The sequence below is a fragment of the Mesorhizobium sp. B2-1-8 genome (genome assembly GCF_006442545.2).
Lineage (GTDB): Bacteria > Pseudomonadota > Alphaproteobacteria > Rhizobiales > Rhizobiaceae > Mesorhizobium.
On the sequence record NZ_CP083952.1, the window covers coordinates 6,047,786 to 6,060,187 of the forward strand.

A 12,402-nucleotide genomic window follows, 5' to 3' on the forward strand; every position below is an offset into this window, starting at 1 on the left:
GATTGTCGGGACTACTCGTCACCGGGAACGCCGTAGCTCGGCGCACCAGACGGATTGAGGGCGCGCGTGACATAGGCATCGAGCTGGGGCTTGTAGATATCCCACAGCGTCGCCAACTGCTCGATCGGACACTCCTCCGTCCAGTCGCAACGCAGGTCGGCGACGGGCCATGAGACATCGCGCACCAGCTTCATGCCGGCGGAGCGGACAGGTCCCGCCTCGCCGCCGGCCTCGAGCGCGGCGCGCATGGTGGCGATCAGCCGGTCGCCGAGATCGCCTTCGGAGGCGAGAAAGGCGTCCACCATGGCTTGCGGAACCCTATCGCTGGCAAGCAGGTTGCCGCCGCAGGCGACGTCCTCGCCGCGCGCCTCGGCCCAGATGCCGAGCGCTTTCGGCCCCGAATGGATTGCGCTGCCGCCAGCCGCGTCGACCGCCAGGACCTGCCGGTATTCGCTGAAAGCGGCCGTACGCTTCAGGATCGCGACGGCCTCAGTGGCGGAGGCGCCCCGCGCCATCAGCTCGAGCGCTCGTGGCCCGAGCGTCGGGTCCGTGACGTTCTGGCTGGCAACCGCCCCGACGCCCGCCTGCGCATAGGCGCAGCGGGCCGCGACCGCGGGAGATGACGAAGACACCGCCACTCCGAACATACCGGTGCGCCGGCACCGTGCCACGATGGAGAAGGTCATGGCGCTCAGTCCGGAATTACGGCAGTGCCGTCGATCTCGACCAGCCATTCCGGCCGCGCCAGGGCTGACACGACTAGGCCGGTCGAAACCGGATGCACGCCTTTGATGTATTCGCCCATCGTCCGGTAGACGGCTTCGCGATGGCGTACATCTGTCAGATAGATCACCACCTTCACCAGATGCTCCATCGTCCCACCGCATTCCTCGATGAGCTGCTTGATGTTCTGCATGACCTTGTGGGTCTGCTCGACCGGATCATGGCTCTCGATGGTCTTGGCGGTGTCGAGATCCTGCGGGCACTGGCCGCGCAGATAGATCGTGCGGCCGCCCCGCGTGACGACCGCCTGGCACAGATCGTTGTCGAGCTTCTGCTCGGGATAGGTATCCTTGGTGTTGAAGGTGCGAATTCGCTTATGCGCCATGTTGGTCTCCATCAGGTCGGCTCGCGGCTGTCGTCGGCTTGGTCAGGCGTCCACGGACTCGCGCTTCGCGGCCGCGTGGTAGGCCAGATATTTTCGCTGCGTCGAAATACGATCGGCGACGTGCTTGGCGTCGTGCCATACGCCCCATATGAAACTGGAACCCCTTCGCGACTGCCAGGGCAACCCCAGGAAATAGATTCCTGGCTCTGTCGAGACGCCGCGCTGGTGCCTTGGCCGGCCCTTCTCGTCAAAGGCGTCGACCTTGAGCCAGCTGTAATCGGCGGCAAAGCCCGTCGCCCAGATGATCGCCGCTATCCCGGCCTCGGCCATGTGCAGTTCGCGGATCGGATGCGTCATGCATTCCGGATCCGGTTCGATCCGGCGTGCGGCAGGCTCTTCCGGAAGGTCGAGACCGTTGCGCGCGACATAGGCGTCGGCTTCGTCCAGCAGCGACATCAGATTGGTGTCGCCGCGGGCAATGTTTTTCGCAAGATCAGGCGCGAAGCTCATCAGTCCATCTTGGTAGGTCCTCGTCATGCCGACCAAGGTAAGCCCTTGCGCGGCCAGACGGCGGAAATCGATCGTTTCGCCGCCGCGCGCGCCACTCACCGCGATCGTGACATGTTCGGTGCCTGGTCCCGGGGTTTCGAGGTCCCATTTACCGAGAACGCCCAGCCACCAACAGAAGTCGCGCCCGCGATAGGCCCGCGGCGGGCGGTCGTGCGGGCCGACCGAAAGATAGACGCGCCTTCCCGCGCGCTGGAGCTCGTCCGCGATCTGCACGCCCGACGATCCCGCTCCGACCACCAGCACCGCGCCCTTTGGCAATTGCGCGGGATTGCGATACGCGCTGGAATGGATTTGCAGGATGCCCGTCTCCGCCGGCACAACGGACGGAATGACGGGGACCTGGAAAGGTCCGGTCGCGGCGACGATGCTGTTTGCCTCGATCACGCCATCGGACGTCTCGACCCGGAATCCGGGCCGACCGACATTTCTTTGCACAAGCCTGACCTCGACGCCGCTGCGGATCGGCGCATCGATCTTCTTTGCGTAAGCGACAAAATAGTCGGCAACCTCCTCCTTGGAGGGAAAGCCATCGGGACCCGTAATCGGAAACTCCATGCCCGGGAAGCGGTCGTGCCAGGCCGGGCCATTGGCAACGAGGGAGTCCCACCGCTGCGAGCGCCAGCGCTCGGCAATGCGGCCGCGTTCGAGAACGAGATGAGGTACCCCGCATTTGCTCAGGTGCTCGCTCATGGCCACCCCCGCCTGGCCGCCGCCAACGACAAGCGTGTCTATCGTCTCGACCGACATGCCCAGTCCTCTCCTGACCATCCGACAGCTCCTGCCGCACGGGACGAAAGCCGATTTCCGGCGGCTAGCGGATGCAGCCCGGGGTGATCCATTTCACCGTGTTCCAGACAGGCCGTGTGTCATCCGGTCGTCTCGTTATTGGCGCTCACAAGTAGCAGCACGTGCCGGTGGGCGCCCATAACGAATCTCCGAAGTCACGCGTAACCATTTCCGAATTTCTCGCGCCGATAGACGCATCTACAGTTTCAGCGGTCGGATCCGCAGCGCCGCATGAGGTGGCGGGCGAAGCCGGGCATGGGTCGGCACGGAACTGGTTGCGGAGGGATGCGCTACCGCGGCGGCCCGTTCCGCGATGCCTCGGGCGCCGGCATTCTCGAGGGGCCGGCATGAAGACCGAGAGCTATGATTACATCGTCGTCGGAGCGGGTTCGGCCGGCTGCGTGGTGGCCAATCGGCTGAGCGCCGATCCTTCGGCCAGAGTGTGCCTGATAGAGGCCGGCGGCAGCGACAACAGCCTGCGGGTAAAGGTGCCGGCAGGCATCCTGTCGCTCTATGGCAACCCGAATTACGACTATTGTTTCGTTGGCGTGCAACAGCCCCATCTCAACAACCGCAGCATTCCGGTCAACCGGGGCAAGGCGCTGGGCGGATCGAGCTCGATCAACTCGATGGTCTATATTCGCGGCGCCGCGGACGACTATGACGAGTGGGCCGGGCTCGGCTGCACAGGCTGGGCCTACAGCGACGTGCTGCCTGTGTTCAGGAAGCTTGAGCGCAACCTGGTCGCCCAGGACCCGCGCTATCACGGCACGGACGGCGAGCTCATGGTCGACAATCCGCGCGATCCGAACGTGCTTTCCGGCATGTTCGTCAGGGCTGGCGAACGTGCCGGCCTGCCCGCCAACGGAGACTTCAATGCCGAGAGCCAGTTCGGCGTCGGGATCTACAACGTCACGCAGAACCGGGGCCAGCGCTTCAGCAGCTTCACCGCTTTCATGCGGCCGGTGCTCGATCGCAAGAACCTGACGCTGCTCAGCGCACGCGAGGTGATCGACATCGTCATCGCCGAAGGGCGCGCGACCGGACTGCGCGTGCGCCATGACGGCCAGCAGAAAATACTCGCGGCGAGCCGCGAGATCGTGCTCTGTGCCGGGGCCATCAACTCACCCAAGATCCTGATGGCGTCCGGCATCGGCGCCGCGAAGGAGCTTCGGCAGATCGGCATCACGCCGGTTCTCGACCTGCCGGGTGTCGGCAAGAACCTGCAGGATCATATAGACGGCATGATCACCGTGCGCTCCAGGAGCACCAGGACGCTCGGCCTGTCGCTTGCCAACCTGCCCCGCATCGCCGCAGCGCCCTTCCAGTATTTCGCGCGCCGCAAGGGAATGCTCACAACCAATTACGTCGAGGCCGGCGGCTTTGCGAGAACCAGGCATGCGAACGGCCTGCCCGACATTCAGTTCCACTTCGTGCCGGGCTATCGCAGCCATCGCGGCAGGCTCATCGAATACGGCCACGGCTATGCCATTCACACCTGCGTGCTCAGACCGAAAAGCGTGGGCGAGATCAGATTGTCACGGGACAGTTCTCGCCGCGACGTTCTCATCGACCACCGCTTCTTCGCCGATGAAGACGACGCCATGGTGCTTGTCGAAGGCATCAAGATCGCGCGCAAGATCCTCGCCGCGTCCGAGTTCGATCCAGTGCGCGGCAAGGAAATGCTTCCGGGCAAGGATGTCCGCAGCGACGACGAGATCCTCGCCTATCTGCGCGCCGAAGCGCTGACCGTCTACCACCCTGTCGGGACCTGCAAGATGGGGACGGACGCGATGGCGGTCGTTGATCCGGCGACGCTGAAGGTGCGAGGCGTGGACGGGCTCCGGGTCGCCGATGCGTCAGTCATGCCGAAGCTGATCGGCGGCAACACCAACGCGCCAAGCATGATGATCGGACAGAAGGCCTCGGAGATGATCCTGGGCTCGGCGCATCAGGGCGAAAGATAAAGACCGCCTCGCCTTCGGGATTTGAGGGCGGCTCAGCGTCTGGTATCACTGAACTGCGCCAACCAAGCACGTCGTTCTCCCAAGACCGCCGCACACCCTCGGGAAGAGCCCGTGGGCATGCGTTTGGGTAACATGCATCAATGATCCTCGTCGATCTCGTCGTGCAAAAGGCCGAGGATGCGGCGCTTGAGCGCGATGAACTCGGGTTCGAGGATCACATCCATCGAGCGCGGCCTGGGAATGTCGACCTTGATCTCGGCCTTGATCTTGCCGGGCCTGGCCGTCATCACCAGGACACGATCACCCAGGACGAGCGCCTCGTCTATGTCGTGGGTAACGAACAGCACGGTCTTTTGCTGCCTCTCCCAGACGCGCAAAAGCAGTTTCTGCATGGTGCCGCGAGTCTGGCTGTCCAAGGCGCCGAAGGGCTCGTCCATCAACAGAACGGCCGGGTCGTTGGCAAGGGCGCGCGCGATCGCCACGCGTTGCTTCATGCCGCCGGAAAGCTGGGCGGGGTAGTGGTCGGCAAAGGGCGCGAGGCCGACTTCGTCGAGATACTGGTCGACGATCTGCTTGCGCCGCCCCGCCGGCAGGCCCTTGCGCTTGGGCCCATACTCGATGTTGGCGCGCACGGTGAGCCAGGGAAACAAGGTGTAGCTCTGGAACACCATGCCTCTGTCGGGGCCGGGTTCGATCACTTCCCCGCCATCGACCTTGATGCTGCCCGAAGTCGCGTCATTGAGGCCGGCCGCAAGGTAGAGCAGGCTGGATTTGCCGCATCCCGAAGGGCCGACGATGACGCAGAACTCGTTCTTGGCCACCTTCAGCGACACATCGTCCAGAGCCAGCACGCCGTTGGCGTCGCCGTAACGCAATGTCACGTCTTCGATGGCCATCGTCGTACCGGTCGAGCGCGGATCGCCGGTCGTCGCGGCCGTGCCGGCCAGATCGTTCGCCTTGATGGTCTCGCTCATTGCTACCCTTGATCCGACTGCGGTTTGCGAGTTTGCGTTCAACATCAGGATGCCCATGGCGCGACCCTCGCCCGGATAATGCGGAACGCCGTGTCTGTGATGAGCCCCAGAAGCCCGATCGCGGCGATCGCCATGAAGATCACGTCGACCTGGAAGCCTCGCATCGCCTTCAGGCTGATATAGCCGAGGCCGCTCGACGCGGCGACGAGCTCGGCCACGACCAGATAGGTCCAGGCCCAGCCCATGGTGACACGAAGCGTGTCGAGGATCGCTGGAAGCGCGGCCGGGAAAATGATGTGCCACACGGCTTCGCTGCGCTTGGTGCCCAGAGTGTAGGAGGCGTTGACCAAATCCCTGGATACGCTGCGCGCGCAGTCGGAAATCATCACCAGTTGCTGGAAGAAGGTGCCGAAGAAGATGACCGCTATGCGCTGTTCGATACCAATGCCGATCCAAAGGATGAACAGGGGCACGAAGGAGGTCACGGGCAGGTAGCGGATGAAGTTGACCAAGGGTTCCAGGGGCGCCTGCACCACCCGGTAGGTTCCCATCCACAGCCCCAGGGGTACCGAGATCAGCGAGGAGACGATGAAGCCCAGGATCACCACCTTGGCGCTGGTCAAAGTGTGATAGAAGAGGCTGCCGTCCAGAGACATGCGATAGGTCGTCTGCAGCACGGTTCCGGGCGTCGGCAGGAACATGTTCGGCACGACGCGGCCGTAGGACAGAAGAGCCCAGCCGCCGATCACGACCACCCACATCGCCAGCGCGAGTGTTGTTGCCGTGCTGGCGGGAATGTTGGCGAATGGGGTCGTCAGGCGCGTCCACGCCGTCCGCCTCTGTGCCATGGCGTGGCCTCCGTTGATCTTCTGAAGCGCGAAGCTCTGGCCTGCCGAAAACCGGGCTCGGCCCAGACGGAGCGACCCCGGTTTCTCGAAGGCTCACTGCTCCTTGATGAAATCGGTGTCGAGGATGGTTTTCGCGTCGATCGTCATCTTGAGCTTGCCGGCCTTGCCCCAGATGTCCTGCGCGAAGTTCACCAGCTCGGACGCCTCGCTCTTCTGCGGCGTGCCGAAGAACTCCAGGTTACGATCGCGGTCGTAATAGCGCACGCCTTTGGCGCCGGCCGCGAAATCCTCTGGCTTTTCGAGATAGCCGCCAATGCCCTTGGCCATGATCTCATAGGCCTTTTCCGGATTGGTCTTGATGAATTCGACCGCCTTGTAATAGCCCTTGACGAGGGCCTTTACGTCCTCGGGATGCTTTTCGATGAGATCGCATTTGAGGGCGATCACATCCACGATCAGGCCAGGGGTGGTCGTGGAATCGATCAGCACCTTTCCCTTGCCGCCCTTGCGGACTTCGGTGAGGTGCGGCTCCCAGGTCACGGCGGCGGGAACCTGGCCGGCGATGAAGGCTGTCGCCGCGTCATCGGCGGTCATGTTGGTGATGGTGACGTCGTCCTCGGTCATGCCTTCCTTTTTCAGCAGCACATTGAACCAGAATTCGGAAACGGAGCCCTCGTTCAAGGCCACCTGCTGGCCCTTCAGATCCTTGAGCGACTTGACGTCGGGTTGTGTGACGACGCCATCACCGCCGTGGCTGTCGTCGAGCGCCAGGACATATTTGAAACAGAGATCGTCCGAGCGGTATTTCATCAGCTCGTCGACGGTGGAGGCGGCGCCATCGAGATCGCCACCGGCGACCGCCGCCATGTAAAGCGCTGATTCTTCTATGACCTTCAGGTCGACATCGACGCCGGCTTCCTTGAAGTAACCAAGGTCGCGGGCAAGAAACAACGGGCCGTAGCCCACCCAGGTCGTCATGCCAAGGCGAATGGCGCCCGCGTTGGCAGGAGCGGCAAGCCCCAAGCCCAGCAAGCCTGCGCCGACCGCGCTCATCAGGCGATTTCGGAAAGTCTTCATCGTCGTGGTTCCCCTATGGCTGTTGCCGGCATCGGCCTCATTCAAGCGGCGTATGCCGGCTCTTGTTTTGGCAGCCGCTCTTGTTTGGGCGTCGCCTCCCAAGCGAGCCTTGCGTGTTCTAAGGTCCGCAAGAGAGCATTCGGGCCGGATCGCAAAAAGAAGTCTTTTTCTGCCCATTGCTTCGTCGAAACCGAAGCGGTCCATCACCGATCGGCGGCCTAGTTCTGGGACCCCTGGCCGGTCCATTTCCGTCGGCCCATCGACCGAAGCGGCCTCGATGCCATGGCGCTCGAAGAGACGGGTGTCCCGTGCGGGAACCGCTCCTGCAAAAGGCACAGGAACCGACACCGGCGGCCAGCGTTTTGCTGCGGGGCGGATCGCATGCGAAACCAGGAAGCGGGTGTGGTGCCTGAAGGCAACGCGGCTCGCTGGCCGAAAGGGCGGAGATCATGTGATGAGTATTTTCTATCGGGCGGCCAAGATTGCGGAGCAGGCCCATGCATCGCAGCACGACAAGACAGGAGGCCCCTATATCGATCATTGCCGTCGAGTGGTCGACGCCGTCGAGACGATGGACCAGAAAGTCGTCGCCTATCTGCACGACGTCCTGGAAAAAAGCGACGGCTGGAACCGGACCAGACTCGAAGAGGCAGGCTTCGGACCGACGATCGCCGCAGCGGTCGATGCCATGACACGCAGAGAAGGCGAGGACTATTTCGCATTCGTACGCCGGGCTGCATCGAACCCATTGGCGCTGCCGGTAAAACGGGCGGATCTGACCGACAATATCTGGCAATCACGGCAGATCGGAGCATCCACGGCCAGATATGAAGAGGCGCTGCGCATTCTTGACGACGAGTTCACCAAGTGAATGCAGGGATGCTGGCGGCAAACGCGCCACGGCATGCCACATGCGCCACCGGTCGATGCCCGTAGCCGCGCGATTTGGCCAAGATGCATGATTACGGGGACCAACCCGTTTGGTAATTTTCGTACCATGTTTTTTCGTGACGCGCCGGGCGGATGGTTTTATGAATCCGACGATCGATCCGCGGCCGGCACGCTTCTGGTGCGCGATGCCTGATCGCCTTCGGGTCGCTTCGAGACCAAGGTGACGCCCATGCGGGAATTGCCGAAAGACATTGACGCCGATGTGGTGATTGAAATCAGCAGGTTGCTGGACGACAGCCCGCTTTTCGCGCCTGTCCGGGTTCATGAACTCACAGCAAGGGTAAGGCAGAAAGTGAAGACGGGTTTGCCGGATCGTTCGATTGAAGAGCTGATCGTGGAAATGGCCTCCGCGCGTCGGTTGGCCATGGCCTTCGATCTGCCTGGATCGGAAAATGTGGTGCAAATTCCAGAGCGACTCTCACGCTGACCGGATCAAGTTCACGCGCTCCACCCGGCGGTCAGGACAAGCGATGCCTCGAACACCTGGGCGCCCGCCTCATTGCGAACCTTGACGGTGATCTTGACCAGATCGCGATCCGGCATTTCGTCACGAGCGATATCCTGCAAGATGCGAATGGCTTCCGCCCTCGCCTGTTCTCGCGATTCGAACGGCTGGCCATCGTCGTCCGGCACCAGGCCATCGCCAAAGATCGAAATGATACAGTTTCATTTTCGGGCAGCCTTGGACACCTTAGCGTGCTAAATATTCGGCGGCGCTGGTGGTTCCCTATCCGCTCCGGCGCTTGCACCAGAGTGCGGCCAGGCTGCCGATTGATAGTGTCCGCCATCTTCCGAAGGCCTGCGGTCCGGCTGCCATGCTTGCGTCCGAGACAACCGGCGATCGGCGTTTCAACCCCGATCGTTTCGAGGCTATCATGTTAGAGTCTCTCTACCTGCAACTCGGCCAGCACGACACTCTCGCGGACGAAGAGAAGGCCTTGTTGGCCGAAACGGTTTCTTTTGGACGGGAGTTCGAAAAGGGGCAGGACCTGGTCGGAGTGGGATCCCGGCCAAGCTATAGCACCATGCTGCTGGACGGCCTGGCGGCACGCTATAAGGTGCTCGAGGACGGCGGCCGGCAGTTCACGTCCTTGCAGGTGCCCGGCGACTTTGTAGATCTCCACGCCTTTTTGCTCAAGACCATGGATCACGGTATCGTCGCACTTGCCCCTTGCCGGGTGATGTTCGCGGATCACAACAAGCTGAAAGCCATCACCGAACAGGCTCCTCACCTGGCCCGGCTGTTGTGGCTTGACACGCTGGTCGATGGCGCCATTCATCGCGAATGGATCGTGGCAATGGGCCGCCGCTCCAAGACCTCGCATCTGGCCCATCTCATATGCGAACTGTTCGTGCGCCTGCAGGCGGTGAAACGCACCGACGGCATGAGCTTCCATCTACCGCTGTCACAGGCTGAAATGGCCGATGTACTCGGGTTGTCGGTCGTGCACATGAACCGGGTGATCGGGGGCCTGAAGAAGATCAAGGTGATTACCTGGACGAACCATACGGTCACCATTCTGGACTGGGAGCAACTTGCCGGGATTGCCGAGTTCGACCCTACCTATCTGAGCATGAACAATGAGCCGAGATAGACGGCCTTGGCTCAATGTGCGGTGCTGCTTTTCTCTTCAAAAAACTGAATGCCCCGCACAGCAACCTTCTTGGTGATCAAGCCTTTAGATCTGCATCCGATCGCTCTGTACCGGTCCGCTCCCGCAGCATGGCAATGGCGGCTTGCATCGATGAAAAGGGGCCGTTCTGCAACTCGTCGAGAATGGCGTCCACCGACGCCGCGACATTTGTCGGTTCGACATTTGCCGACATGGACTGCTCTATTTGGTAGCAGGTATTAAAGGCGCTTGATACCAGCCAGCTTCAACCGAAGCCTTTGGCCCTCGGCATAGGCCAGGGCGAAGGATTCGAGCTCGAATTGGCAGGTGGTTTCCTGACCGTCGCATATCACGCGGACGAACCATTCGCCGCACCCTTCGACGACCTCGATCTGGGTTCCGACTTTGCTTTTGTGCTGGCTACTGTGCACGGCTTCCTCCCAAGCATCAGCCAATGCGGAATTTTCACGCGGAACGAGGTTCCGTCATTTAAATTTGACGACTTTTCACTGTACGGTTTTTACCAAGTCGTGCCGAAATCACCGCGCGCTCTACCTGCGCATACGACCCGAACGGCTACCGAGCTGCCGCAGTCACGCGCCAGACCGTGTTTCCGACATCGTCCGCAATCAACAAAGCACCCAACTTGTCGACGGCAACGCCCACGGGCCGGCCATGCGCCTTGTTGTCATTGTCAAGGAAACCGGTGACAACGTTCTGAGGCTTGCCGTCGGGATGACCTCCATTGAATGGTATGAAAACGACCTTGTAGCCGTTGAAGCGCTTGCGGTTCCAGCTGCCATGTTCGCCGACAAACGCGCCATTGCGATAGGATTCGGGCAGATTGGTACCGGTGTAAAATGCCAGGCCCAAGGGCGCGACATGGGAGCTCAGTGCATAGTCCGGGGGGATCGCCTTGGCGACCAGGTCGGGCCGCTGCGGCATCACCCGCGGATCGACATGCTGGCCATAGTAGCTGTAGGGCCAGCCATAAAACGCGCCGTCCTTGACCGAAGTCATGTAGTCGGGAACCAGATTGGGGCCGAGTTCGTCGCGCTCGTTGATGACGGCCCAAAGGGCTCCGCTCTGCGGCTCCCAACTCAAACCGTTCGGATTGCGCAGCCCGCTTGCGAAAATGCGCGAACGGCCCGTCGCCCTGTCGACCTCCCAGATGGCGGCGCGGTCCTTTTCCGCCTGGATGCCGTTCTCGGTGATGTTGCTGTTGGAGCCGACGCCGACATAAAGCAGCGATCCGTCCGGGCTGGCGACGAGAGATTTGGTCCAGTGGTGATCGATCGGGCCGCCGGGCAGCGGCGTCAGCACGGTGCCCGGCGCGGTGATCTTGGTATCGCCTGGCTTGTAGGGATAGCGCACGATGGCGTCCGTGTTGGCGACATAGAGGTCGTTGCCGACCAGAGCCACACCGAAGGGCGAATTGAGATGGTCGAGGAAGACGCCCTGGACATCGGGCACACCATCGCCGTTCGTATCGCGCAGCAAGGTTATGCGGTTGCTTCCTTCGGTGCCGCCGCCCGACGTCGCCATGGACTCGATCCAGCCCATGATCAAGTCCTTCGGACGCTTGATCGCGGCGGCGGGCGGTGCCACGGACTCGACCACGAGAATGTCGCCATTCGGCAAGGTGTAGAGCGAGCGCGGATGCTTCAATCCCTTGGCGAATGCCTGGATCTGCAACCCCTTCGCAACCGTGGGTTTGTCATCCTGTTTCCAGCCAATGATCGAAGCGACATGCATTGGCGGAACCAGATATTGCGTCGGTTCGGGCAGTGTCGGGTTCGGCCCGACCTGGCCGCTTGGGTCTGGGTCGTCGTCGCTGCAGGCAGGCAATGCCAGAAGCGATCCGCACAGCAGGCCCAACCCCATGGCATGCCGGATGTGTCTGTTGGAAACCCGCATGGCGCTCATTCGACCGCCTCCACGGGAGCGCGGCCGGTGCTCCACCGCAGCAGCCACACGAGAAGCATGACGATCACTGCCGCCGCGGAGAGGATGAGCCCTGTCGGCACGACCGACGTCCAGGCGTCACGACTGTGCACCAGCGCGTTGAAGAGCGACAGCACAAGCACCACCAGGCTGCCGAACAGATAGGCCCAGCGTACTGGGAACATCCGACCGGTGAAGAGATCAACAAGTGCCGCAATCACCGCAAGCGCACCCATCACCAGACCGGCCAACAATAGCCATGCGGAAAAATCGGCCCACATCATCTCCGCGGTCCGCCAATAAGCGAGGTCAGTCAGGAGCGTGCCGATGAAACAGGCATTTGCGATCGCCATTGGCGCCCGATAGATCGGACGCCTGGCGACCACCGGCATTGATCGCGAATTGACCATGGACCTTCTCCACCCCTGCTCCAGATGGCACCTGGGCTTCAAACAAACCTGGAGTTGAGAGGTTCCGGGAACAGTTTTCGTTCAAGGACTTGTGATTGCCTGGGCAATGCCGATCAATGACGGTTCGGCGCACGCGAAGCGTGGGCGTGCTAAG

The 12,402-nt window shown here is 61.9% G+C and carries 15 protein-coding genes; 4 read left to right on the forward strand and 11 right to left on the reverse strand.

What is annotated here, in order from left to right; genetic code table 11:
- Positions 1-11: 11 nt before the first annotated feature.
- From FJ970_RS29665 to FJ970_RS29675, 3 genes are read right to left on the reverse strand one after another with little or no spacing between them, the layout of a single operon-like run.
- A complete protein-coding gene (locus FJ970_RS29665; RefSeq protein ID WP_140756555.1) occupies positions 12-686 on the reverse strand; it encodes a DUF1028 domain-containing protein in 675 nt (224 codons plus the stop codon).
- A 5-nt stretch (positions 687-691) separates the two neighbouring features.
- Complete coding sequence (locus FJ970_RS29670; RefSeq protein WP_140756552.1) at positions 692-1,108, reverse strand: RidA family protein; 417 nt, start codon at positions 1,106-1,108, stop codon at positions 692-694.
- Positions 1,109-1,150: 42 nt separating this feature from the next.
- Positions 1,151-2,425, reverse strand: coding sequence for a flavin-containing monooxygenase (locus FJ970_RS29675; protein ID WP_140757033.1), 1,275 nt, complete (start codon positions 2,423-2,425; stop codon positions 1,151-1,153).
- A gap of 386 nt (positions 2,426-2,811) precedes the next feature.
- Between FJ970_RS29675 and FJ970_RS29680 the strand changes: the two genes are divergently transcribed.
- Entirely contained in the window at positions 2,812-4,431 is a 1,620-nt protein-coding gene (locus FJ970_RS29680) for a GMC family oxidoreductase (protein WP_140756550.1), read from the forward strand.
- A 137-nt stretch (positions 4,432-4,568) separates the two neighbouring features.
- On the opposite strand, the gene FJ970_RS29685 is transcribed toward FJ970_RS29680, so the two are convergent.
- The 3 genes from FJ970_RS29685 to FJ970_RS29695 form a co-directional block, all read right to left on the reverse strand.
- The gene (locus FJ970_RS29685) at positions 4,569-5,327 is read right to left on the reverse strand and encodes an ABC transporter ATP-binding protein (RefSeq protein WP_227792209.1); all 759 of its coding nucleotides are present in this window, start codon (positions 5,325-5,327) and stop codon (positions 4,569-4,571) included.
- A 122-nt stretch (positions 5,328-5,449) separates the two neighbouring features.
- On the reverse strand, positions 5,450-6,253 hold the full coding sequence (locus FJ970_RS29690; protein ID WP_140756545.1) for an ABC transporter permease: 804 nt from the start codon (positions 6,251-6,253) through the stop codon (positions 5,450-5,452).
- A 93-nt stretch (positions 6,254-6,346) separates the two neighbouring features.
- Positions 6,347-7,330 carry an ABC transporter substrate-binding protein gene (locus tag FJ970_RS29695; RefSeq protein ID WP_140756543.1) on the reverse strand — a complete coding sequence of 328 codons (984 nt, stop codon included), beginning with the start codon at positions 7,328-7,330 and terminating at the stop codon, positions 6,347-6,349.
- Positions 7,331-7,784: 454 nt separating this feature from the next.
- Here FJ970_RS29695 and FJ970_RS29700 point away from each other — a divergent pair, with 454 nt between their 5' ends.
- Together FJ970_RS29700 and FJ970_RS29705 are read left to right on the forward strand one after the other, a co-directional pair.
- Complete coding sequence (locus FJ970_RS29700; protein ID WP_140757031.1) at positions 7,785-8,201, forward strand: HD domain-containing protein; 417 nt, start codon at positions 7,785-7,787, stop codon at positions 8,199-8,201.
- Positions 8,202-8,450: 249 nt separating this feature from the next.
- Complete coding sequence (locus FJ970_RS29705) at positions 8,451-8,708, forward strand: hypothetical protein (protein ID WP_140756541.1); 258 nt, start codon at positions 8,451-8,453, stop codon at positions 8,706-8,708.
- Between the two features lie 11 nt (positions 8,709-8,719).
- Here the strand turns inward: FJ970_RS29705 and FJ970_RS29710 are convergent, their stop codons facing one another.
- Positions 8,720-8,914, reverse strand: a complete 195-nt coding sequence (locus FJ970_RS29710; protein WP_227791961.1) for a DUF6894 family protein — start codon at positions 8,912-8,914, stop codon at positions 8,720-8,722.
- Between the two features lie 242 nt (positions 8,915-9,156).
- On the opposite strand from FJ970_RS29710, the gene FJ970_RS29715 reads away from it, so the two are divergent.
- The gene (locus tag FJ970_RS29715; protein ID WP_140757029.1) at positions 9,157-9,876 is read left to right on the forward strand and encodes a Crp/Fnr family transcriptional regulator; all 720 of its coding nucleotides are present in this window, start codon (positions 9,157-9,159) and stop codon (positions 9,874-9,876) included.
- A gap of 76 nt (positions 9,877-9,952) precedes the next feature.
- Here the strand turns inward: FJ970_RS29715 and FJ970_RS29720 are convergent, their stop codons facing one another.
- From FJ970_RS29720 to FJ970_RS29735, 4 genes are all read right to left on the reverse strand, one after another.
- The gene (locus FJ970_RS29720; protein ID WP_227791962.1) at positions 9,953-10,108 is read right to left on the reverse strand and encodes a hypothetical protein; all 156 of its coding nucleotides are present in this window, start codon (positions 10,106-10,108) and stop codon (positions 9,953-9,955) included.
- A 25-nt stretch (positions 10,109-10,133) separates the two neighbouring features.
- Complete coding sequence (locus FJ970_RS29725; protein WP_227791963.1) at positions 10,134-10,349, reverse strand: hypothetical protein; 216 nt, start codon at positions 10,347-10,349, stop codon at positions 10,134-10,136.
- Between the two features lie 121 nt (positions 10,350-10,470).
- Positions 10,471-11,811, reverse strand: a complete 1,341-nt coding sequence (locus FJ970_RS29730; protein ID WP_140757025.1) for a PQQ-dependent sugar dehydrogenase — start codon at positions 11,809-11,811, stop codon at positions 10,471-10,473.
- Between the two features lie 5 nt (positions 11,812-11,816).
- Entirely contained in the window at positions 11,817-12,248 is a 432-nt protein-coding gene (locus FJ970_RS29735; protein WP_140756537.1) for a DUF2231 domain-containing protein, read from the reverse strand.
- Positions 12,249-12,402 lie beyond the last annotated feature (154 nt).

Coding starts and splice junctions, on each gene's coding strand:
- FJ970_RS29680 (WP_140756550.1), top strand. CDS start 2,812: ATGAAGACCGAGAGCTATGATTACATCGTCGTCGGAGCGGGTTCGGCC.
- FJ970_RS29690 (WP_140756545.1), bottom strand. CDS start 6,253: ATGGCACAGAGGCGGACGGCGTGGACGCGCCTGACGACCCCATTCGCC.
- FJ970_RS29700 (WP_140757031.1), top strand. CDS start 7,785: ATGAGTATTTTCTATCGGGCGGCCAAGATTGCGGAGCAGGCCCATGCA.
- FJ970_RS29695 (WP_140756543.1), bottom strand. CDS start 7,330: ATGAAGACTTTCCGAAATCGCCTGATGAGCGCGGTCGGCGCAGGCTTG.
- FJ970_RS29730 (WP_140757025.1), bottom strand. CDS start 11,811: ATGCGGGTTTCCAACAGACACATCCGGCATGCCATGGGGTTGGGCCTG.
- FJ970_RS29665 (WP_140756555.1), bottom strand. CDS start 686: ATGACCTTCTCCATCGTGGCACGGTGCCGGCGCACCGGTATGTTCGGA.
- FJ970_RS29670 (WP_140756552.1), bottom strand. CDS start 1,108: ATGGCGCATAAGCGAATTCGCACCTTCAACACCAAGGATACCTATCCC.
- FJ970_RS29735 (WP_140756537.1), bottom strand. CDS start 12,248: ATGGTCAATTCGCGATCAATGCCGGTGGTCGCCAGGCGTCCGATCTAT.
- FJ970_RS29715 (WP_140757029.1), top strand. CDS start 9,157: ATGTTAGAGTCTCTCTACCTGCAACTCGGCCAGCACGACACTCTCGCG.
- FJ970_RS29705 (WP_140756541.1), top strand. CDS start 8,451: ATGCGGGAATTGCCGAAAGACATTGACGCCGATGTGGTGATTGAAATC.
- FJ970_RS29685 (WP_227792209.1), bottom strand. CDS start 5,327: ATGGCCATCGAAGACGTGACATTGCGTTACGGCGACGCCAACGGCGTG.
- FJ970_RS29720 (WP_227791962.1), bottom strand. CDS start 10,108: ATGTCGGCAAATGTCGAACCGACAAATGTCGCGGCGTCGGTGGACGCC.
- FJ970_RS29675 (WP_140757033.1), bottom strand. CDS start 2,425: ATGTCGGTCGAGACGATAGACACGCTTGTCGTTGGCGGCGGCCAGGCG.